At 48.0% G+C, this 22,889-nt stretch carries 14 protein-coding genes; 6 read left to right on the plus strand and 8 right to left on the minus strand.

Annotation, left to right across the window (positions count from 1 at the left end; all coding sequences use genetic code 11):
- Nucleotides 1-72 precede the first annotated feature (72 nt).
- On the minus strand, nucleotides 73-936 hold the full coding sequence (locus CXK86_RS17460) for a helix-turn-helix domain-containing protein (protein ID WP_076251351.1): 864 nt from the start codon (nucleotides 934-936) through the stop codon (nucleotides 73-75).
- A gap of 179 nt (nucleotides 937-1,115) precedes the next feature.
- Here CXK86_RS17460 and CXK86_RS17465 point away from each other — a divergent pair, with 179 nt between their 5' ends.
- A complete protein-coding gene (locus CXK86_RS17465) occupies nucleotides 1,116-2,630 on the plus strand; it encodes a glycoside hydrolase family 43 protein (RefSeq protein WP_076251350.1) in 1,515 nt (504 codons plus the stop codon).
- Between the two features lie 451 nt (nucleotides 2,631-3,081).
- On the opposite strand, the gene CXK86_RS17470 is transcribed toward CXK86_RS17465, so the two are convergent.
- On the minus strand, nucleotides 3,082-4,005 hold the full coding sequence (locus CXK86_RS17470; protein ID WP_076251348.1) for an S-layer homology domain-containing protein: 924 nt from the start codon (nucleotides 4,003-4,005) through the stop codon (nucleotides 3,082-3,084).
- A 361-nt stretch (nucleotides 4,006-4,366) separates the two neighbouring features.
- On the opposite strand from CXK86_RS17470, the gene CXK86_RS17475 reads away from it, so the two are divergent.
- The 3 genes from CXK86_RS17475 (at nucleotide 4,367) to CXK86_RS17485 (ending at nucleotide 8,524) form a co-directional block, all read left to right on the plus strand.
- Nucleotides 4,367-6,109, plus strand: a complete 1,743-nt coding sequence (locus tag CXK86_RS17475; protein WP_076251346.1) for an ABC transporter ATP-binding protein — start codon at nucleotides 4,367-4,369, stop codon at nucleotides 6,107-6,109.
- Nucleotides 6,102-7,919: an ABC transporter ATP-binding protein gene (locus CXK86_RS17480; RefSeq protein WP_076251344.1), complete on the plus strand. Its 1,818-nt coding sequence runs from the start codon at nucleotides 6,102-6,104 to the stop codon at nucleotides 7,917-7,919. Before CXK86_RS17475 ends, CXK86_RS17480 begins: the two co-directional genes overlap by 8 nt.
- Before the next feature lie 104 nt (nucleotides 7,920-8,023).
- Nucleotides 8,024-8,524 (plus strand): hypothetical protein, encoded by a 501-nt coding sequence (locus CXK86_RS17485; RefSeq protein WP_076251342.1) that lies wholly within the window; start codon nucleotides 8,024-8,026, stop codon nucleotides 8,522-8,524.
- Nucleotides 8,525-8,558: 34 nt separating this feature from the next.
- Here CXK86_RS17485 and CXK86_RS17490 read toward each other — a convergent pair whose 3' ends face one another.
- Nucleotides 8,559-8,990, minus strand: a complete 432-nt coding sequence (locus CXK86_RS17490) for an Lrp/AsnC family transcriptional regulator (RefSeq protein WP_036611514.1) — start codon at nucleotides 8,988-8,990, stop codon at nucleotides 8,559-8,561.
- Between the two features lie 131 nt (nucleotides 8,991-9,121).
- Here CXK86_RS17490 and CXK86_RS17495 point away from each other — a divergent pair, with 131 nt between their 5' ends.
- Nucleotides 9,122-9,874, plus strand: coding sequence for an MBL fold metallo-hydrolase (locus CXK86_RS17495; protein WP_076251341.1), 753 nt, complete (start codon nucleotides 9,122-9,124; stop codon nucleotides 9,872-9,874).
- A 530-nt stretch (nucleotides 9,875-10,404) separates the two neighbouring features.
- Here CXK86_RS17495 and arfA read toward each other — a convergent pair.
- On the minus strand, nucleotides 10,405-11,910 hold the full coding sequence (gene arfA, locus CXK86_RS17500; RefSeq protein ID WP_076251339.1) for an arabinosylfuranosidase ArfA: 1,506 nt from the start codon (nucleotides 11,908-11,910) through the stop codon (nucleotides 10,405-10,407).
- Nucleotides 11,911-12,092: 182 nt separating this feature from the next.
- On the opposite strand from arfA, the gene CXK86_RS17505 reads away from it, so the two are divergent.
- A complete protein-coding gene (locus CXK86_RS17505) occupies nucleotides 12,093-12,998 on the plus strand; it encodes an ArsR/SmtB family transcription factor (protein ID WP_076251706.1) in 906 nt (301 codons plus the stop codon).
- A gap of 120 nt (nucleotides 12,999-13,118) precedes the next feature.
- On the opposite strand, the gene CXK86_RS17510 is transcribed toward CXK86_RS17505, so the two are convergent.
- The 4 genes from CXK86_RS17510 to CXK86_RS17525 form a co-directional block, all read right to left on the minus strand.
- Nucleotides 13,119-13,913, minus strand: a complete 795-nt coding sequence (locus CXK86_RS17510; protein ID WP_047841902.1) for a C40 family peptidase — start codon at nucleotides 13,911-13,913, stop codon at nucleotides 13,119-13,121.
- A 525-nt stretch (nucleotides 13,914-14,438) separates the two neighbouring features.
- On the minus strand, nucleotides 14,439-17,714 hold the full coding sequence (locus CXK86_RS17515; RefSeq protein ID WP_076251337.1) for a glycoside hydrolase family 48 protein: 3,276 nt from the start codon (nucleotides 17,712-17,714) through the stop codon (nucleotides 14,439-14,441).
- 86 nt (nucleotides 17,715-17,800) lie between these two features.
- A complete protein-coding gene (locus CXK86_RS17520) occupies nucleotides 17,801-20,794 on the minus strand; it encodes a glycoside hydrolase family 9 protein (RefSeq protein ID WP_083684505.1) in 2,994 nt (997 codons plus the stop codon).
- A gap of 342 nt (nucleotides 20,795-21,136) precedes the next feature.
- Nucleotides 21,137-22,876 (minus strand): methyl-accepting chemotaxis protein, encoded by a 1,740-nt coding sequence (locus CXK86_RS17525; protein ID WP_083684457.1) that lies wholly within the window; start codon nucleotides 22,874-22,876, stop codon nucleotides 21,137-21,139.
- Nucleotides 22,877-22,889 lie beyond the last annotated feature (13 nt).

Below are 22,889 nucleotides of genomic sequence, written 5' to 3' on the forward strand. Positions count from 1 at the left end.
TTTTCCCTGAGACAGCAGACAGGACCTCCATATGAGGAGGCCCTGTTTTGGTGTTTTATATTCGGTCATGTATTAATGAGTCTGCCTGTATGTTTTTGGAGACTTGCCAAAAGCTTTCTTAAACTGGCGGGTGAAATAATTACTGTCGTTAAATCCACATTCATACGAAATTTCCGTGATGGACAGATTCCCGTTTTTCAACAAATGACATGCCTTCTCCAGACGCAACTTTTGCAGATAAGAGATCGGGGTCATCTGATAATAGGATCGAAAAATCCGATTCAGATGCCTTATTGAGATATTCGACTTCCCCGCAATATCCTCTAGCGACAGTGGCTCCAGATAATGATCTTCAATAAATGAAATGGCATTTGCCAGATGCATCAGATTATTACCTTCGATCCCTTTCTCCTGCGTATCATATTGCCTCGACAAATAAACAACCATCTCCGTAAGACGTGAGATCAACATCGTCTGATACCCTTGCTGTTTACTCTGATACTCTTCAATCATGAACGATATCAGTGATTCTACATACTCCAGACTGGAAATGGATAACGCCAATTTACTCGGAAAGGAGTGAATATTACGATAAAACGGTTCCAAAACAAACAGCGCCTGGAAGCCGTTAGATTTTCTCAGATCGGGCCCAGCCGAAGCAAGCATTTCGGGACTGAACATAATGTTACAGATCCTAAAATCATGAGGGTCTTTATACGCATGATGAGTGTCGCCATTAATCACAAATGCGTTCCCTTTTTTAATAAAAAATTCCTCGGTGTTCACCACATGGGTTGCATGACCACTCAGAACAATGACAAGTTCCGTAAAGTCCACATGATTATGAAGTTCCATGTCTTGGTCGTGTCCACCATACTGAATGAAAAATGGAAACTGTTGATCTGAAGTAAACCATCTCAAATATGCATTACTCAAAAGCATTCCCCTCCGCAAACCATGTTGGGTTGAATGTCTATATCATGCTATTCGAGGACCGAAAAATCAAGGTTGGAAATGATTAAAGACGATATAATTCCCCTTGTAGCAAGGATACATTTCATACGTTCACTTTCAGATTCATATTAAACTCTCGAAATGAATAGGAGCATAACATGATGAAATATACCAATCCGGTGATTCCGGGGTTTTACCCAGATCCAAGTATCTGCCGTGTAGATGAAGACTATTATCTGGTAACCAGTACCTTTGAATATTTCCCTGGTGTACCCATCTTCCACAGCAAAGACCTTGTGAACTGGCGACAGATCGGCCATGTCCTCACAACAACTGAGCAACTCCCTCTAGCGAACGCGGGCAGTTCTGGCGGCATTTTCGCCCCAACACTCCGGTACCATGATGGCTGGTTCTACATGACAACAACCAATGTCAGCGGCGGCGGAAATTTTTATGTGCGTAGTGCCCTGCCCGAGGGACCATGGTCTGCTCCGATTTTTGTTGATCAGGGCGGCATTGATCCCTCTTTTCTCTTTGATGATGATGGACGTGTGTATTTTCAAACGGCCTGTAACGGCGTTGAAGGCGAGGGCATTTATCAGTGCGAGATAGACATCACGACCGGAGCCAGACTAACCGATAGCCGATTGATCTGGACTGGAACCGGAGGAGCAGCCCCCGAAGCTCCACACATGTATAAAATAAACGGCCTCTACTATCTCATGATCGCCGAAGGTGGAACCGAGTATGGTCATATGGAGACCATTGCTCGGAGCACAGAGCCATACGGTCCATTTGATCCGTGTCCTCATAATCCGATTCTGTCCAATCGGAGCATGAAATCCAGCATTCATGCAACCGGTCATGCAGACCTTGTCCAGATCCAGGATGGAAGCTGGTGGGCCGTATGTCTGGGCATTCGTCCAGCAGGTTACCCTATGCGGCACCATCTGGGACGCGAAACGTTCCTGGCACCTGTCACTTGGACGGACACCGGTTGGCTGATAATCGGTGTGGACGGACATATTGAACCAGAGATGACCGGACCTTCATTGCCTGAGCATCCTTGGTCACCTCGGGCTATACGGGATCATTTTGACGAACCATCATTAGGCATGAACTGGATCTTCTTACGTAATCCGGCTCCGGGTAGTTGGACGCTCACTGAAAATCCCGGGCAACTCATCCTGCGGGGTCAGCCGGTTTCACTCGATGATGGAGGAAATCCAGCCTTTGTCGGACGTCGCTTGAGCCATTTCTTATGCGAAATGGCGGCCGAGCTGCATTATGAACCAAGTGCGAGCGGTGAGGAAGCTGGATTAACCGTATTTATGAATGATAAATATCATTACGATTTGGCTGTAACACAGGTCGATGGGCAGAAAAAAATCGTATTGCGGCGAACCGTCGGCTCTCTGCGAACCGAACAGGTGCTTGACTGTGACCCGGGGCCGGTTGTATTACAAATCAAGGCTGACCGTAACCACTTCACGTTCCTCTATCAGCAAGGTTCATCCGATGCCATCGAAGTGGGTTCAGGAGAAACACATCTGTTATCTACGGAAGTGGCAAGTGGTTTCACAGGTGTGATGATCGCCATGTACGCTTATGCTCCATCGGGGGAGTGTACGCCTGCAAGTTTCGATTGGTTTGACTATGAACCTCTGGACGAATAATCAAACCGCAAGATCCAATACCTTTCGATCAGGTTCGTACTATGTAACCTCTCACTAATTTACCTTTCGCAGAAGCGTCGTGAATCAGGAAAGTCTAACGAACCCAGCACACGTTATTCGACGCTATTTAACTGATTGGGATTTTTAACGAATCGTAGAAGCGTTATTCCTGCCTATTAGATGCTTTCTCTGTTGTTTCCAGTCTTATTTGCGGGAATAACGCGTCTCAAGTTCGTTAGAATTGCATAACCACTATAAACGTCCAAATAAGGTGCGCTGAGTTCGTTAGCATATCTCACCTTGCATCAGTTGGATCTTGGTTATTGGTGTCGTCCTCTCCATCAACGAAAACCCACCCTCCATGTACGCATGAAGGGTGGGTTTTTAAGTTAAGCTATATTCTGTTCATTGACGTTGTGCTTAGCGCAAGTTTGATATCTCAAAGAATAATTTACTTACCAGAAGGTTGAGCTTCTGCTGTATACCCTGTTGGGATATCGGTTTCTGCAGTCACATTTGTGATAACCATTGGATACATCATGTCTGGATCAGGTTGAATAATGGAATAGAGCACGATGGCGCGTCCATCCTTCTCCAATTTCACATCATCAATCTTCAATCCATAACCAGGGTGCGGCATTTCAGCACTGAGTTTAACTTTGGTTGTTTTGTCATCAACCTTCGTCGTTGTTACTTCAGGTACAATCGCTTGTTGGCCTTCACCTGGATTGGTTGGAGCTGGCTCTGTCGAGCCGCCATTGCCGTGTTTATCCACAAATTCAAGTGCATTGAAGATCATGCTTGCAGCCTCCATACGGGTAAGCGACTGATCTGGACGGAAATTCCCGTCCTTATCCAGTTCAATGATGTTCATGTTCAGCAGGTTCTGGACTGCAGATATGGCGTCCTTACCGATTTTATTTTCGTCCTTAACAAGATTATACTTCATGATGACCGGATAATTCCCGGTTGTGTTAATCCCTTCATTCAGCAAAATGACAAACAGTTCACGCGTCATCTTGCCCTGCGGGTTCACTTCAACCGGAATGGACAGTCCATTCTGAGTAGCGGCCTGCACCGCATCGGCATACCACGTATCCGGACTGATTTTATTCTGAGCGGATGCTTCCGCAAATTCATTTTTCAGACCAAATGCATTCACAATCAGTTGAACACCCTGTGGCTCGGACAATGCAAGATCTGGACGGAACAGATCCGCTGTTACTCCGTTAACAATGCCTTTTGATTTCAATGAATCCACAACCGACTTCTGACCTTCATCCTTCACATCTGTGAAAGCAAATACCGATGCACCTCCTGCTGTCAAAGAAACGCAGAGCGCAAGTGTTGCGGCCAATCCTTTTTTATGTTTCATTTCCTGGCACCTCCATATGATTAGTAAAGCCTATTTTTAACCTCTTCATTCCTACAGACGGGGCATCCCTAGAAAATGTTTCAGTAATTTCGACATCTGGTGGATACAACAGGAGAACACGACATAGAACTCTTCTCCGCTGTCACTAATCGGGGCCACCTGCTATTGCTAACTGGCTTCGTTGACATCCCATCGGATTAGCGCAAAAATAAGAATAGAGAAATCTATCGGATGACGGATAAACAACGAACTGGATCGCATACAGTAAGAGGGCACGACGCGCTAATAACAGGTGTCGGCCCTTTTCTTGACTCCACCTGCCTGAACTGACTTCACCTATAACAAAAGGAGAACAACGCTTATGTCCAAGAAAGGATTACTTCGCGGTTATGTTGTGTCGAACTGGCCTGTTTATCTGGTTGCTGTTCTTCTGATTATTGCCTCCAATGTCGGGCAAGCATCCCTGCCCCGCATACTCGGCAGCTTCACGGATCAGTTGATGCAGAACTCTCTTCAGATGCAGACGGTCGTAAGGTACAGCCTGTCCCTTCTGGCTATTGCCATCGGGTATAATCTGCTGTTCGGTACTGGGCAATTCATGATTATGAAGCTCGGTCGACGCTTCGAATTCATGACGCGTGAGCGTATATTCAGTAAGTTTTCCGAACTTAGCGAACATTATTTCTCCAAACAGGGGAACGGAAAACTGCTCAGTTATGTCATGAATGACGTGACTTCCGTACGTGAAGCGATATCCAATGGTGTGACACTCATGACCAACGCCACCTTCCTGCTGGTGTCCTGCATTGTCATGATGCTGCTTAGCGGGATTCCGTTGACGCTCATTCTAATTAGTGTTGTTCCTTTGCTGGCGATTCCATTTCTGGTCGTGTTTTTTGGTCCGCGGATTCGCAAGCGCTCTCGCGACGTGCAGGAAGCTCTTGCTACCATGACGGAATCTGCGGAAGAGCAGCTGGGTGGCATTCGCGTAACCAAGACATTTGCAATCGAAGACAGTGCTCGTGCGCGCTTTGGAACTACCGTCGATGCAATCAAGAGCAAGCAGCTTCGTCTGGTTCGTCTGTCTTCGTTGTTTCAGGCTTTGCTCCCGCTGCTGGGAGCCATCTCATTGGTCGTTTCTCTGCTTGTCGGAGGTATTATGACCATGCAGAATTCTATTACACTCGGGAGTTTTGTCGCCTTAACCTTATATCTGCGCATTATTATGGGACCGCTTCAACAGATCGGCAATGTTATTAATACCGTTCAGCGCTCAGGCGCATCACTGGAGCGGGTGAATGACCTGCTCAGCGAAGTAGCGGATGTGCGTGAACTTCCTGAAGCCACATCGCTCCAAACCGTACAAGATATCACCATGGAGAATCTAACCTTCTCCTATCCTGGCAGTTCATCTCCTGCTCTCCAAAACATTCAACTCCATATCCGTGCCGGGCGAACGGTCGGTATTGTAGGCAAGACCGGCTCGGGTAAAAGTACCCTCGTTAAGCTATTGCTGCGTACATATGAACCACCTGAAGGAACGATTCGCATCAATGGTACCGATATTCGGCAGTTGTCGCTGGAAAGTCTAAGATCACGCATCGCCTATGTCCCTCAGGATGGATTCCTGTTTAGTACCACCATCCGAGATAACATCGCATTTAGCGACCGGGAAGTATCGCTGGATACAGTGGAACATAGTGCACGGCAAGCCATGATCTATGATAATATTGTCCGTTTTCCTGATCGCTTCGATACACTGCTTGGCGAACGTGGACTCACCTTGTCTGGTGGACAGCGTCAGCGAACCAGTCTTGCAAGAGGACTGATCAAACAAGCACAGTTACTTATTCTGGATGACAGCATGAGCGCGGTTGATGCTGTCACCGAGAGTGGTATTCTGCGTAGCCTGCGTGAGATCGGCAAGGGCAAGACTACATTAATCATCTCTCATCGCATCAGCGCGGTCCGTCATGCGGACGATATTATCGTTCTGGATGAAGGGCGAGTCGCTGAACAGGGAACACATGCGCAGTTGATGGCTGCCAAGGGGTTATATGCGGCCACCTACCGTTTGCAGGAGGAGGGATTACACCATGTCTAACACTAACGCTGAACTTCACCCAGATGCAGAGGCCGATCAGAGTAAACGAACTTCGTTTAAGGCCATGATGGCATACGCCAAACCGCATAAATGGGCTTTTGCCGGTATCTTCTTCTGCTCACTGCTTGGCATATCGGCAGATCTGCTGCAACCCTATCTGGTGAAGATCGCCATCGATGATCATCTGGCCGTGGGCCAGACCAGTGTGGGCTTTCTCGTTCAGCTCGCAGCCATCTTTCTTGGGCTGGCTGTCATCAGTTTTATTTTCACCTATATCCAGAATAATCTGTTGCAGCATGTGGGTCAGAACATTGTATCCCGGATCAGAAAGGACCTGTTCAAGCATATTTCCAAGATGTCCATGTCCTTCTTTGACCGTTTTCATATCGGCAGTCTGGTTACAAACGTATCCAGTGATACGGAGACCATCAGCAGCTTTTTCACTCAAGTACTGCTCAGTCTGATTCGGGATGGTATGATGCTGGTGCTCATTATCGTTTTTATGTTCCAACTTGATCCTGTGCTGGCGACATACTCCCTGATCGTTCTGCCTGTTATTGCGGTAATTGCAGTGTTATTCCGTAGTCGACTGCGAAAAGCTTATCAAAATGCCCGTACGCGTCTTTCCCGTCTGATCGCATTTACGGCGGAGAACCTGTCCGGCATGTTCCTGATTCAGGCTTTTCACCAAGAGGAAGAACAGAAGAAACGTTTCTCGGAACAGAACGCACTTCACCTGAAAGCCAACATTGCTCAAGCCCGCTCCAATGTTATCTTCAACCGGACGTTTGATATCCTTGGTAATGCGGCACTGGTTATGATGGTCTGGCTTGGAGGTCGCGCCGTACTTGGTGAGTCCCTGCAAGTCGGGGTATTGTATGCGTTTATCAGCTATATTCGTCAGTTCTTTCAACCGATTAACCAGATTACGATGCAATGGAATACATTCCAGTCTACTACCGTTTCGATGGATCGCATCTGGAACATTCTGAATACACGACCTGAAGTTGCCGATCCCAAACCCGTGATGGCCTCCTCGCTGGAACCACAAAATGTGATGGGCCAGATTGATTTTAACGATGTGTCGTTTGGTTATCGGGCAGACCGGCCCTTGATCCAACAGATGAACCTGCACCTCTATCCGGGTGAAATGGTAGGTATTGTAGGCACAACAGGCGCTGGAAAAAGCACACTGATCTCCCTGCTCAATCGCTTCTATGATGTAGACAAGGGCAGTATCGAGATTGATGGTACTGATATCCGGCATCTGCCGCAGGCTAAGCTTCATCGGATCGTGGGTCTGATTCAACAGGAACCCTTCCTGTTCTCCGGTTCCATTATTGATAATGTGAGGATGTTTCGTGAGGATATTACGCGAGAGCAGGCGATTGAGGCCTGCCGGTTTGTCGGAGCACATGCGATGATTTCACGTTTGCCTCACGGATATGATACACATCTATCCGAACGCGGAAGCGGACTATCCGCTGGGGAGCGGCAGTTGATTTCATTTGCCCGAATCGTGGTGTTCCAGCCCCGAGTACTCATCCTGGATGAGGCAACCGCCAATCTGGACTCACACACGGAACAGCTTGTTCAGCAGGCGTTGGAATCGGTATCCCAGGGACGCACCACCATTGTCATTGCTCATCGCCTGTCCACAGTGATGCATGCCGATCGAATTCTGGTGATGGAGAATGGTGAGATTGTGGAGGAAGGACCGCACCAGGAACTAATTGCAGCCAACGGTGTATATGCAGACTTGTACACCCATGCGCGTGATGCAGGTAAAAATTCAGCTATATCAGGGTAATGAACCTGAGTTATAGTAAATACAGAACGTTGAACATGCCGCTCTGCTCATGCAGGCGGCACGTTTGGCATATCGATCAGCATTGTTAATTAGGAGGAACATCTATGCAACAACCCGAAACACCCAAGCGTGACCATCAGCAGATTCGTTACCAACGCAGCACAGCTCTATGGAAGGGAAGTCTATGCTTCCTTTTCCTTCTCTTGTGCGTGAGCTTATTATGGATCATCGTGGACGGACAAGCCGAAAGACTGGAGACAATATACTATTCCATTGCAGCCGTGCTGGGTATGTGGTTGATCGGACCGCTGTTCTTCATGTTTGTGTCACGACTAACCAAGACCCCTGCCGTGTTGTTATCCTGGGATGATGATGCGTTAAGCACGGGCAAACGTAAGATTGCTTGGAGCCAGATTCGCAAAGTCGAACTCGCCTCACCTGCCCGCAGCAAGTGGCTCCTGTCCGCTTCTCCCATGTTTGTCCTGTACTTAAAGGACGGCACACGGTCTCATATTCAGACAGATCATCTGCTGAGCAAAAAAGAGCTGAACCAGGCTGTGACTTTGCTTCAGGAGACTTTGCAGGAACAGAAACAGGATCGTTGAGTACCGGGATGGATGAGGACAAGCTCCCCACACATCACTGTGATTTCTCTACACCTATGGACAGGCTGACTTTGTAATTGCCGTAGGGCAGTAATGCTTCAAGCAGTTGGCCAAGCTGCTCTGTGGTGCCAGTCTGCACTCTCATCAGATAGCAGCCTTCTCCGCTGACGCGATGGACTTCAACGATGTCCTCACGTTCAGCAATGAATGTACGAAAGGCGGCATGTCTGTCGCCGGAGTTCAAGAAAACTGTGACAAAGGCCTGTAGGCCGAGGCCAAGGCGTTCCGGGTTCCATTTTACCGTGTACCCTTCTATTACACCCAGATCTTGCAGCTTGCGCACTCTTGCACCAACCGCCTGTCCCGTGAGATGAACCTCTTCACCGATCTCTTTGTGAGAACGTTTGGCATCCTGAATCAGAATCTGCAAAATACGTATATCCGTGTCATCTATCATTTCATTCATCTTGCTTCAGCAATCCTTTCACGGTGAAATTAGCGTGGCCTAATTCCATTCATCATGTTATGTACGCCGTTAAACGGGTTGTATACCATATAGGGTAATACTATTAAACAACTCGAAGGAGTGCAAATATAATGAAAATCCAATTGATTCGCAATGCTACACTGTGGCTGGAATACGGAGGGCTGAACATTCTCGTTGATCCGATGCTGATGGATGCTGAAGTCATGCCTGCATTCCCGAACACACCGAATGAGCTACGTAACCCGAGAGTCGGTCTGCCTGAACTCGAAACGGATTATCTGAATCCGGATCTGTTGATCGTGACACACACCCATGTGGACCACTGGGATGAAGCCGCGGCGAAACAACTTGGCAAAGACATTCCCCTGATCTGCCAGCCTGGGGACGAGAATGTATTTCTGGAGGCTGGATTCACAAATGTAACAGCTGTAGATGAAAAACATGAGCATCACTCTGTCCGATTCGCCCGTACATCCGGGCATCATGGCACAGGTGAAATCGGTGAACGTATGGGCAAGGTGTCCGGTTTCGTACTTGAAGCAGATGGAGAACCTGTCACCTATATTGCGGGGGATACCATCTGGTGTGAAGAACCTGCTGAGGCCATCCGCCAATATACGCCTGAAGTCATTATCGTGAATGCCGGAGGTGCACGCTTCGTGGAGGGTGATCCCATTACGATGGACGGGCCTGACGTTGTCGCCGTGAAGCGCCATGCGCCATCTGCTCATGTCATCGCTGTGCACATGGATGCGATTAACCATTGTGTGATGTCTCGTACGGATCTTGCGACTTATCTGGCATCCGAGCAGATGGATGGTCAGGTGCTCATTCCACGTGATGGCGAAAGTTTTGAGTTTTAAATTGAAGCGGAAGCTACGCTGAATCAAAGCGGAAGAGAAATAAACTTTTCACACAGGTGGGTGGATTGTAACGAACTCAGCACACGTTATTAGTCTGTTTTCAGCTAATCTGATATCCTAACGAATCCTAGACATGTTATTTCCGCTCTGGGCATGCTTTTACCGAGATTTATCCATCATTTTGCCAGGATACCGTGTCTCAGATTCGTTAAATATCTACTATAACGATAATCGGCACAATAAGGTGTCCCAGGTTCGTTAGCGCGTATGCGTATGACAGGACTTTGCACTTCATTTTCAACACACACCATTACCTAACTCATATGCTATCTTGTCTGCCACATCATCACTCATGTCCCCCATGCCTTCCCTTTCCCTATAAAATACAACGGAAAAAGCTGGATGCGATGAACTCGCACCCAGCTTTTTTGATTGAAGGAACACGCTGATCCTCTGAGCCGCTGGCTTCCCTCTCAGGCATCAAGCCTGCCATTGCGCTCCCACGTGTCCCATCCCTTTATGCTAATCCATTACTGCAATTTCAAACGGATCACGTTCCATGATGCTTTTGCCAAGCTCGCCGTAATCAGAGTATCAGATACAACTGCACCCCCGCGATTATGAGGAGCAACGCGGTTTGGTTGTGCTGCCGTATTAGATGCTTTGAGATCATCACTTTCCAGCACGATATGCTCGATCACGGTACACTTCCCGAAGCTGCGCAGGTCCACCTCGAGCGGAAGGGATTCTTCCAGATGACGGTTGACTGCAAATACAGTCACTTCACCCTGCTCTTCGTTATGAACCGCAATAGCTTCCAGATAAGGTACATCTGTGATTTGTTTTGTATCGTATTTTGGAGACTGGATCAATGGCACCAATGCTGTTCCACGCCCGAAGAGGGACGTATGCATGAATGGATAGAAGATTGTCTGTCTCCATGAACCACCACCCGTATCTGTCATGATCGGCGCAATCACGTTAACGAGTTGTGCCAGACAGGCCATTTTAACCCGATCCGCATGTTTGAGCATACTGATCAACATACAACCAACAAGCAGCGCATCCTCATGATTGTAGATATCCTCCAGCTGTGGCGGAGCAATCTGCCAAGGGTCCATCTTCGAATCATTTTCATTGGAGTGATACCATACATTCCACTCATCGAAGGACAGATACATCGTCTTTTTGCTACGTTTCTTCGCTTTGATATAATCACAAGTCGCCTTCACGGTATCGATAAAACGATCCATTTCAAGCGAGCGTGCCAGGAACGTTGGCGTATCTTGCTCTTGATTGCCGTAGTATTGATGCAAGGACAGATACTCCACGTGATCATACGTATGATCCAGCACCGTTGCTTCCCATTCCGGGAACGATGGCATATTCAGATTCGAACTTCCGCAGGCTACCAGCTCAATCGTCGGATCCGTCCACTTCATGACTTTTGCCGCTTCAACGGCTAACCGTCCATACTCATCTGCCGTTTTGTGACCAATCTGCCAAGGACCATCCATCTCGTTGCCCAGACACCATGTTTTGATCGCATGTGGCTGCTTGTATCCATGCTTGATGCGAAGATCACTATAGTACGAACCTTCCGGATGGTTGCTGTACTCTACAATGTTGCGAGCTGCATCCGTACCCCGTGTTCCCAGATTGACCGCCATCATCACTTCAGAATTAGCCTGTTTTGCCCAGTCCACGAATTCGTTGAAGCCAAATTCATTGGTCTCAATCGTTCTCCAGGCCAGTTCCAGTCTGCGTTTGCGTTCTGACACAGGTCCAACCGAATCTTCCCAATTGTAACCGGATACAAAATTACCTCCAGGATAACGTACAATCGGTACATTCAACTCTTTGACCATCTCCAGCACATCAGTGCGGAAACCCTGTTCATTCGCTGATGGATGCCCCGGCTCGTAAATCCCGCCATAGACTGCACGTCCCAAATGCTCAATAAATGATCCGTACAATCGCTTATCCACTACACCAATAGTAAAATCTTTATCTACCGTCATTTTTGCTTTTTCCATAATGAATTTCAACTCCCTAAGATTAATATAAAAATTAATTGATATTCTATGGATCAACGTTCATATTTATATTAAAATCGATTATAGTCTTAATTTCAACCTGAATTTTGCAAAATGTTATTCTTTTTACTGAATTTATGTTTAACTTAATTCTATACAGATAAAATGGAGGAACAACTGTGATCAGAGCAAATACCGATGCCGAATGGCTACCCCTATATGAAGCACTTGCCAGTGAAGTCCGTCTACAGATCATCCGCCTTGTTGCAGAGAGTCCGATGAATGTGAAAGACCTTGCTGCTTCACTGGGTCTGAGTAGTGCCATCGTGACCATGCATGTCCGCAAACTTCAGGATGTGGGCATTATTCAGTCCAAAATGATACGCAAAGACGGCGGCACACATAAAATGAACAGCCTTGCTGTAGACTGGATTGGCATCTCCATGCCCCAAGAAAGCGGGACAGCCCGCAAGCTCCATGAGGTTTCCGTCCCTGTGGGACACTACACCCACTTTGACGTCTATCCGACATGTGGTCTGGCTACGTCCAATCATGTTATCGGTCAGTATGATGACCCTCGTTATTTTCTTGACCCCGAGCGGATGCATGCCCATATTCTGTGGTTTGGCCGTGGATTTGTGGAGTACAAAATTCCAAACTATATCTTATCCGGACAGCATATCAATGCCATTGAATTGTCCCTTGAGATCGGATCAGAAGCCCCTTCGGTGAATCCGAATTGGCCCTCGGATATTACATTCATGCTGAATGGCATCCGATTAGGGGAATGGACAAGCCCTGGAGATTCAGGCAACGGACGTGGCATGTTCACCCCGGAATGGTGGAGTGACAGTGTCAATCAGTACGGCATGCTCAAGGTACTGCGAATTACCAATGAGGGTACGTTTATTGATGGACAACATCTATCCGACATTACACTCGCAGATATCCCGGTCGAACGCAACCAATGGACTCTTCGTCTTTCGGTGGAGGAAGATGCTCAGCATGTGGGCGGGCTTACCTTATATGGCGAGGGATTCGGCAACTACAATCAGGATATCCTGTTCCGGCTGTACTATCACGATTGAGTTCTTCAAAATAATAAATAACACCAAAACACCTCCCAGTCGCCTGTCAAAGGCAGAATGAGAGGTGTTTTGTATGCATATGAACATGCGTAGATTATTTAAGAAAGTTCTTGTTCTAACTTACAGCGCACTGCCACCAAACAGGAAGCGATACTCCCAGTGTTTGCCGGAGATATCACTAGTTGTTACACCACCGCCAGCGTTGGAATACGTATGTAATACCTTGCCGTTGCCCAGGTAAATCCCTGTGTGCGTAATGGTTGCGCTAGATTTATTCACGCCCGAATACGATGATGCAGAGCTGCCTTTATACGACATGAAATACATCAGATCGCCGCGTTTCAGGTTTTTCCAGTTCGTCTGAACTGTACCCTTGGCTTTTACATAGTCTCCCTGTTTGCGGGAATCCGCTGGAAGCTTGATGCCCAGTGCATCAATGAAGGCCTGGCGTACAAAGCTGGAACAGTCAAAAGTAGCTGTGCTGTTACGACTGGCTCCGAACTCATAAGGTGTTCCCAAATATTTCATTCCGGCTGCAATCACTTTTTCTACAGATGCATTGCCGGTCACCGATGTACCACTATTCGAACCCGATCCGCTTGTGCCGCCACTAATCGCTTGTGTGTATTTGGATGAAGAAGATATGTAGCCTGTCCGGTTAGCAGAATCCTTAATCTTATACCAATCCGAACCGGATTGCTGAAGCACCGTTACCGTTTCCCCTTTAGCGACCAAGCGAACAATCTTCGCAGAAGAAGAAGGTGTTGTGCGTAGGTTTACGCCCCAAATTACTTTTACTTGTGAATTGTTAACAGCAGCTGCCGATACCTGTGCCGTTAGTGCTCCTGTCGTCAGACTTCCCATCAGCATCGTTGCTGTGACACTTGCCGTAATAATCGTTTTTTTCCAGTTCATGATGTCGAGTTCCCCCTGATGTTACAGAATTTTAACCTGGCTTGGTTCTCCCGGGCTTGCCCCATTGTAAACGGGCTATCCATAACGTTCATCAGTCGAAAGTCCTGTATTGATATAGGCGAACTTGAGCACTAAGTATCAGGGTGTGTCCATAATCTGCTGGAAAAATTCACTGCTGATCCCTTCTTTTTGAAAGGTTAAATTATTGTAACTATTTGATATGCTTCATTTTACCGCGATAAAAGAGTTAGGTCGTTTCTCATTCAGGGTATATGCCATATGACCTATATTTTAATGATTAAAATCGCAAATATGGTAAACATTACTATGATTCATTTGCCGATTACCGTTCACCGAATTCACATTTTTGCCTCCAGACTCAATACGAATCGATTTATCAGCAGTTTCCGGTGATTATTTCGAATTTCATTTTTGCTTTCCATAAAACAAGAAAAGCCAGGGATTCCTCCCCGGCTTAACCTGTATGATGAGTAACATCACTCTACAATCGGTCGATCAACTCATTTAAGGTTCAATTCCCCATACCTTGGCGCCATCCTGATAAGCCGTCACTTTTGTCCAGGCACTGAAGGCCGATTGGGTAGAATCAAAGGAATAATCATTCGTTTGATCAAAATTCGTCCAGTTGTTTTTCGAGAAACGTCCCTGGATGATTCCGGTTTCGGCACCCGCGGCCAAACTGCCGGCACCCGCTTTGAATCCAATCTCCAGATACGTATCTGCCGTGCCCTTGGCCGGATCTATCGAAACAAAATGCCCTTCCACGTTACCACTGCCAATCTGCGCATAATCACACCAGAAGCTCAGATCAGCGGCACTATCCTTGGTGAAATAATACCGGACCTTCACTTTGCTCAAGTCCACAGCAGTTGTACTTGTATTCTTCACATTAAATTGTGGAGTAATCGCATTGACCGAAGCCCCTGAACTTCCATTACGGTATTGTACTTCAAGTGTTCCCGTTGTAACTGGAGGTGCCAATGGGGTCAACACCAATACATTTGAATTCGTCTGACCACTCGTATTAATGGCTACGACTCTATAATTATAAGCCGTACCATTCACCGCTGTAGCGTCGGTATACGTCAGTGCGGTCAAACCTGTTGCCAGATCAGCATATGCTCCGGTGCCTACCGAACGTTGTACCTTATAACTCGCTGCTCCAGTTGATGCGGTCCATGTCAGTATCGCCTGGGCATCGCCAGCCGTTCCAGTGAGGTTGAATACGCCTGGCACAACGGTACCTGCGAGTGGCGTTGCAGATGCCTGTGTCGACGGTGCAGACTCACCTACGGCATTCACCGCAGTGATGACATAATAATACGTTGTGCCGTTGGTCAAGCCTGTATCCGTGAATGTTGATCCTGTAACCCCTGTCGCTACAGACGTATAAGGACCACCATTCACCGCTGCACGTTTCACAGTATACGAGGCTGCACCAGCGGCTGCGTTCCAATTCAGAACCACTTGCTCACTTCCTCCAGTTGCTGTTACGCCAGCAGGAGCAGCGGGTACTTCCACTTCCGGACTATTCGAATCTCCGAGGAGACGATCATACTCGCCGTACGCTGTAGCCATATCCACCTGTGACCAGAACCGGTGATACGTAAAGGTAGGTGCACCGTTTTCCCACTGTTTCGTGGTTGTGTTATATGACGTTTTGTACATATTATCCAGGTAAGCCCATGCCGGATCTTGCTTGATAGCTGGACGCAGATCGGAGTATCCAATGTATACGCCATTGCCACCTTTTGCCGGATCGGAAGGTACACCTGCTGTACCTGGAATTGTATTGCCTTGACCAAAGGTTCCAGACCAGTTCGCCGGGATATAGATCTCTTTGGCAAAGAAGCGGAAGTAGTCTTTACGTTCTTCTTCTGTAACAATCCCCACACCATCATTGTAATCCCAAGCTGTATTCAACAGAGCCTCAGCCAGATCCTTGGCTTCTTGGCCTTCCGCGCTAAGTGTACCGTTCTCTGCCTGTGTTCCGGCTGCGAAGAAGGTCAGAGCTTTAACGTAACTTCCCAGAACTCCTGTGTCCTGCACTGGATCTTTGGTCGTTACACGGAAGTTCGGATTTTCCGTAAACGAACTGAATCCATTCCACTTGTCCGGTTGACCCTGCCATTCCTGACCACCCGGAATCCAGAACTCTCCCGGCGCCGGCGTTGTTGCTACCTGAACATTAGTTCCTCCCAAAATGCGCTGTCCAGCCGAATTCAGATAATACCCTTGCGCATCCGTCACCGGACGCTCACCTACAAATACATAATCCTTACTCCAGTCGATCCACTTCGTGATTACCTTCTTGGCCATCTGGAAGTTCTCAGAGGTCAAGTCCCCGCTCTCCGCAAGAATATAATACATCTCGGCTACACGCTCCAGCGGCCATGCCTGGAATCCAAACCAGGTGTTGGAATCCGGATCACGATATACAGGTGCCTCCTGATAAGCCATGTCATAGAATGTACTTACGCCTGCCGGATAGGCTTTGTATGAACCATCCAGACTGTTCGTTGCTCCCCCGCCGATGGCTCCTTCATGGGATTGTAGCCAAGTGTAGAATTCCAACTGACGTTTCAACGTCGCATTCCAATCTGCCTTCGCTGTTGCTGATTCCGGAATCAAGCCGCCAGCCGGATCAGACAAAGCATACGCTGCAACCGGGTTTTGATAAGCCTGATGGGTATGGCTCGCTCCAATGCGCCAAGCCCAATCCCCACCTTGACCCAAGCCACCTCCCCAAGACGTATACCAAGCCATGAGATACATGTTGGAATCCTTGCCTGTACCCGGAGTTGGTGTACCGTTCTTTGCACTCCCAATTTTCTGGAAGTATTTATCATACATGCCGTAGCGCAGATAGTCCCCCATCTTCTTCGCTTTATCCAGATATTCCGGATTGTTGTATCCCATCTCCTTCGCCCAATACAGCACCTGTACTGCACGTGCATCGGCATCCGTTGCGTTTGTGTAACGCCATTGCGCTGACGGTACCTGAGTTTCCTTTGTGAACAAGCTCATGAAGCCTTCGTTTGCCTTACCAAAAGATTTATCATCCTGAGATGGATGCGGAATGGCTTCCCACACAGACTCCTGCTCCCCACGCTGGAACGTGTTCACATAGGTAGCCGTATGTGATGGATTCAACAGGTTTCCATATCCATACCAGTCATCCACATCGACCAGCCAGTGCATGAGATAGGTCTGATTGTTACCATAGGTCGCCTTAAGTTCAGCATCAATCGGGTCTTTACCCGCTGCATATTGACCATTAAGTGGCGATGGATATTGATCAGGAAAAGGTTTTTCCGCTGCATACGTAGCAGGGCTGTTCGGGTTGTATGAGCTCATCGTAGGCTGCTCTTCCTTGCCGTCACCTTCGTTGACCGGGATAATGTATTTCTCCATACTGTCCCAAGCTGCTTCCAGTTGGGACCAGTCTCCCGTGTAGTGGCCATACATAGTTTCCAACCACAGCCAGTAACTGTATGCCTCTGACGTCGTCATATGACCATAATCCGGGGCCTCACTCAACAGGGTCTCAATGGAATGATACGGTAGACCCTCTGGCGAAAAATATCCGTTCGCCGGATCTTTCAACTGATCATATAATTGCAAAAACCGGGCTTCATTAATGCTGTCTGCCTGAATCTCGATGGCCTGATCTGCGGCATGTGCTGTTTGCGGCCCTGCCCAGAGTCCGGTGTATCCGGTCAACATGACGGTTCCCGCCAGCATGGCTGTTAAACTTTTTTTCGCAGCTGATTTCAACATTAATATATACCTCCCTGGAATAGTGGAAATTGAATATAATTGCTGTTGGTCTGTCCATGCTGCTCTTCTGCTTATGATTCAGCCAGTTACGGCTCCAAGCCCCATACTTTGGTGTTTCCCTGATACCCGGTTACCTTGTTCCATGCGGCAAAAGCCGTCTTGGAAGCATCATAGGAATAATCATTACTTAGATCGAAATTGCTCCAGTTATTTTTGGAAAAGCGTGCTTGAATCACGCCGGTCTCTGCTCCAGCGGCCAAACTGCCTGCTCCGGACTTGAAGCTAATCTCCAGATACGTATCTGCGGTACCCTTCGCCGGATTCACTGCGACAAATGTACCTTCAACATTGGCCGTGCCCATCTCGGCATAATCACACCAGAAGGTCATTTGATCCGCACCATCCTTGGTGAAATAATATCGGATCTTCACGGTACTGAGATCAATCGCCTGTGTTCCGGTATTCTTCACGTTGAACTGCGGAGTCGCCGCATTACTTGAATTCCCTGACCCTCCGCTGCGGTACTGCACTTCGAGTGTACCGGTCGTCACCGGAGGTGCAGAAGGCGTTAGTGCCAGGACATTGGACAGTGTCTGTCCGTTCGCATTCACGGCTGCAATCCGGTAATTGTACGTGGTGCCATTCAGCGCTGTTGTATCGGTGTAAGTCAACACGGACAATCCGGTTGCCACATCTGCATATGCCCCACCTGCCACCGAACGTTGTACCTTATAGCTAGACGCGCCCGAGGCTGCTGTCCATGTCAGGACCGACTGCGCATTACCAGCTGCCCCACTTAAAGTCAGTGCTCCCGGCACCGTCGAAGCTGCTTGCGGGGTAGCCGACACCTGTACAGAACCCGATGATTCCCCTGCTGAATTCACAGCAGTCACTACATAATAATAAGCCGTCCCGTTGGTCAGTCCCGTGTTTGTGTAGGTCAATCCATTAACCCCTGTTGCAACAGTTGTATATGGTCCTCCACTCACCTCGGAGCGCTTCACCGTATACGATTCGGCCCCGGATACAGCGGCCCAGGTCAGGTTAACCTGACTGCTTCCCGCTACAGCCTGCACGCCAGCGGGTGCGGCTGGGACAGTGACTGGTGTAACACCAGGCTCCTGTCCATACACCTTCACACCTGCATCATAGACTGGAAGGTATATGCTCTTCACAGGAGTGCCTGTGGTCAGCGTCTGGAACGAATGATCATTGCTGGCATTCCATGCACCCTGTGGGCCTGTAATGCGGAACTGTACTTCTTTACGATAATTTCCTTCCCCACCTGGATAGATCTTGGTATTACCGAAGTTCGCCGTAATGGCATAGATATGCTGGGCTGCATTCACCACAACTGGTTGGGATACCGTCGCCCCCTCCGTATAGGAGGTTGTCACTTGCACGTCCGATACCGTACGTCCGGCAGCATACACTTCACTCAGATCCAGGAAATACTTAAAAGAAAGTTGATCTCCCATTCGGGCAGGCCAAGCGGAACGATTATTAAGCTGTGCTCTGATTTCCGTATAATTGGCACCTGATGATTTGATCGCAGCCTCCACAAAGAACTCATCTCCCTTCACCTCAGGTGCAGGGAAGTTCGCCAGGGGCTGATGATTCTGACCAAATAGCAAATTCATCTTTGCCAGTGCGCCGGTAAAACCAGCATTGTAATCGGTTGCGACCTCATTGCTCACGTAATCCCCGATATCATCGGTATATCCATCCGATGCATTCGGGCCACCGACCATGGCACCATACAGAATGTGGCGATGGTTAGCCGGGATATCTTCGTTATTCAGCCATGAACTGTGAGCGGTCCGATGATGCGGATGTTGAGGTGCATTTTGCCCATATCCGACCACATAACTGCTCTGACGCGGATTATCGCCCAGAATATAATTCATCTGTGAGACAGCAAAATCCTGATATCTTGACTTTTTCACAGGATCACTGACCCAGTCGGAGTATACAAAAGAAATAAAGGATGCATTCGCTGCATATCGGAGCGATCCCCACTGATCCAGCCACGCCAGACCTCCTGGCGTATACTTGACTCGTGTCCCATTGACTCCAACCGTCCAATAATCCAGATTGCGCTCAGTCGACTGAATAAATCTTGTCGCCTCCGGCATGTTCAAACTGGACGTAATACGGGCAAGCAGAATCTGGGCACCATAATGTTTACTGTCCCAACCTTGTGTCCAGGTATAAGGCCAATTGGCTGAGCCTCCGCTAGAAGACCACCGGTCCGTAGCTGCAATGGCTTTGGACAAGTAAGCGCTATCATTAGTAGCTAAATAAAGCCATGCGCCACCCCATGCCAACTCGTCTTCGTATCCTGTCCACGAATTATAAAACGCTGCAGCATCAGTGATACAATCGGTGTATTCCCCCCGATATGTATCTGCGAAGTTGTACAGCTCTTTCGCATGTTGAAGCAGTCTGGCCGAATATGCCGGATCATCATCTGCAAATACAATCGATGACGCTGCCAGCGCTGCAGCCGTTTCTGCCGCCAGATCACTGCCCGGGCATGAAGCATCAATCTTGAACGAAGGACGGTTCATCTGCATGACTTCTGCGGGTCCCCACCAGGCATGGTCGGTATTACCTGCCCCCACTTGTCCCCATAATTCATTTGGTTTCGTATGCGCTTTCATAAAATAGTCGGTCGCCCATCGGATATTATCCTTGATCTCCTCCAGTTGTCCGGCCTGTTCATATCCGTCACTGTATTCCACGACAGACCAGGCGAGCATCGTTGCGGAAGCAGCCATCGGAAAACCAAACTTCACGTGATCTCCGGCATCATACCATCCTCCGGTCAGATCAACACCTACATCAGCTCCATCCTGCATGCCCGAATTACCACGCCATTCGACCCGATTACTCGCTGGCAACGGACCCGAGCGCTGTGCCTCATAGAAGTAAATGGCCTTTTGCAGTGCTTCAGCATAGTTCTGATTTCCAGCGGCCGCATCCGCCTTACGAATTCCTGTGCCCATCGATAAACTCCCTGCCAGTAATCCTGCCGATAACGCGATCATAGCGACTCGTCTCCACCAGCTCCCCTTCATGTTCAACTATTCATCTCCTCTTCATCAATATTCCGTATGCATTACTCTGGACTGCAAGTTTATATCGCTCCTTCCCATGGTGTATTTCAGTGTAAGTTCCACCATTAATTACCATTATAGCCGTTTGTTTCACCAGCTATATAAGCGTTGGTGACTTCTGAAATAACATTGTTGTGACCTGCTCTGCGTCATGTGACAAAAAAAGCTGTTTCTCTAACGCATATGCGCGTTAGAGAAACAGCTTCTCGCCCTTGTTATCATCAGCAGTACAAATCGAATGGCATTCTGACCATCCTGTCAGTATGTTTCTGTACACCCTAGATATCACAGAACATCTCTTAGTTACACTTTGAACTTGTTAATCTGCTCCTGCAGTTCTTCGGCCATTTTGGATAATGAACCTGCGGATGATGCAATCTCTTCCATCGAAGCCAACTGCTGCTGAGTTGCGGCAGATACATTATGAACCCCGCCCGCTGCCTCTCCGGCAATGTTGGAGATTTGACTTACATATCCTACAACCTCAGTTGTACTGGCCGACATTTCCTCTGAACCTGCAGATACTTCCTGGATTTCACCCGCTACTTTGTTGACCGCATCCGAGATCTGCTCGAAGGCTTGTCCTGCCGCAGTAACCATCTCGATTCCTGCTTCTGTCTCACTGCTGTTCACTTTCACTGCCTGAACAGCATGATCCGTATCTTTCTGAATCAATTGAACGAGATCCGTAATTCTTTGCGCAGATGTAGAAGATTCCTCAGCCAACTTACGCACTTCTCCCGCAACTACGGCGAAACCACGTCCGTGCTCTCCTGCTCGTGCGGCTTCAATGGCTGCATTCAGTGCAAGCAGATTGGTCTGCCGGGCAATGTTGTTGATTACCTCGGTAATGGTTCCAATCTCTGCTGAACGTTCCCCCAGCCCTGTAACCAATTCAGTAAGCGAAGCAATGGAATTTCGAACAGAACCCATCTGTTCAACCGCTTGCTGAATAATCATATTTCCTTCGGAAGATTGATTCGCCGCATCTACAGCAGATACGGATACACTCTGAGCAAGCTCGGCAATCTGCTCTGATCCGAGAGCCATCTCATTCATCGCCTGTGAAGAGCGCTTCACAATATCAACTTGATCTGACGTGCCCACGGCCAGTTCCTCAACCGTTTCGGAAATCTGTTCCGAGGCTTGAGTATTCTGCTCTGCACTTGCAAGAAGCTCTTCCGATGAAGCTGCTACCTGTTCGGAAGTCATCGATACCGATTCAATCATGGAGCGCAAATTACCACTCATGGTATTGAAGGAAGCCGCGAGCGTTCCCAATTCGTCTTTGTTCTTGAGCACAATCGTCTCACCCGTCAGATCACCATTGGCAATAGCCATGGCCGCTTCATTCATCTTTTTGATTGGACGTGAGATGATGCTTGCAATGAAGAATGCAATGAACACGGCGATCAGGAATGCAAAAATCGTCACTGCCAAAATCACATTAAATGTATTCTCCGCCAACTCGACAGAATCATTCGTTGCTGCATCCGATCCTTCATTGCCCAAGGTAATTAACTTGGCAAGGGTGTCGTTTGCTGTATACCACATTGGGTAGGCCTCAGTATGAAGTCTGCTTGCTCCCGCATAATCGTTTTTCAGACCCATTTCGATGAATGCGGGCATTTTAGCCAGATATGCATCATAGTTCGTACTGAAATCTTCATTATACAGCTTAAGCGCTGCTTCGTTGCCTACAAAGTACGTTTGCAACTGTTTGCGCTCATCTTCAATCTTGGTAAGAAGCAGCTGTAACGCTTCATTTAACTTGACGTTTTCGTCTTCGTCCTGTTCAACGATAATGGCCAGCGCCAACCGCTCTACATCCGAAACATCACCATTCATCATACCTAGCAGGCTTACACTCGGCATCCAGGTCTGATCCACATCATTGGCTTTACCAGACATATTATGGATCTGTATTAACGCATAAACGCTTACAACAATCAACAGAGCCACGACTATGAGAAAACCAGTCAGTAACTTGCCTCGAATCGTTAACTTCAATATCCCCAACTTATTCCCCCGCGTGTCTTCCATGTGTCCCACTCCT

Origin of the sequence: Paenibacillus sp. BGI2013 (genome assembly GCF_002843485.1) — a bacterium.
GTDB lineage: Bacteria > Bacillota > Bacilli > Paenibacillales > Paenibacillaceae > Paenibacillus > Paenibacillus amylolyticus.

What these genes read in the sequence shown, in the direction of transcription:
- CXK86_RS17465 (WP_076251350.1), top strand. Translation starts at nt 1,116, where the DNA reads ATGAAATATACCAATCCGGTGATTCCGGGGTTTTACCCAGATCCAAGT.
- CXK86_RS17470 (WP_076251348.1), bottom strand. Translation starts at nt 4,005, where the DNA reads ATGAAACATAAAAAAGGATTGGCCGCAACACTTGCGCTCTGCGTTTCT.
- CXK86_RS17475 (WP_076251346.1), top strand. Translation starts at nt 4,367, where the DNA reads ATGTCCAAGAAAGGATTACTTCGCGGTTATGTTGTGTCGAACTGGCCT.
- CXK86_RS17480 (WP_076251344.1), top strand. Translation starts at nt 6,102, where the DNA reads ATGTCTAACACTAACGCTGAACTTCACCCAGATGCAGAGGCCGATCAG.
- CXK86_RS17485 (WP_076251342.1), top strand. Translation starts at nt 8,024, where the DNA reads ATGCAACAACCCGAAACACCCAAGCGTGACCATCAGCAGATTCGTTAC.
- CXK86_RS17490 (WP_036611514.1), bottom strand. Translation starts at nt 8,990, where the DNA reads ATGAATGAAATGATAGATGACACGGATATACGTATTTTGCAGATTCTG.
- CXK86_RS17495 (WP_076251341.1), top strand. Translation starts at nt 9,122, where the DNA reads ATGAAAATCCAATTGATTCGCAATGCTACACTGTGGCTGGAATACGGA.
- arfA (WP_076251339.1), bottom strand. Translation starts at nt 11,910, where the DNA reads ATGGAAAAAGCAAAAATGACGGTAGATAAAGATTTTACTATTGGTGTA.
- CXK86_RS17510 (WP_047841902.1), bottom strand. Translation starts at nt 13,913, where the DNA reads ATGAACTGGAAAAAAACGATTATTACGGCAAGTGTCACAGCAACGATG.
- CXK86_RS17515 (WP_076251337.1), bottom strand. Translation starts at nt 17,714, where the DNA reads ATGTTGAAATCAGCTGCGAAAAAAAGTTTAACAGCCATGCTGGCGGGA.
- CXK86_RS17520 (WP_083684505.1), bottom strand. Translation starts at nt 20,794, where the DNA reads ATGAAGGGGAGCTGGTGGAGACGAGTCGCTATGATCGCGTTATCGGCA.
- CXK86_RS17525 (WP_083684457.1), bottom strand. Translation starts at nt 22,876, where the DNA reads ATGGAAGACACGCGGGGGAATAAGTTGGGGATATTGAAGTTAACGATT.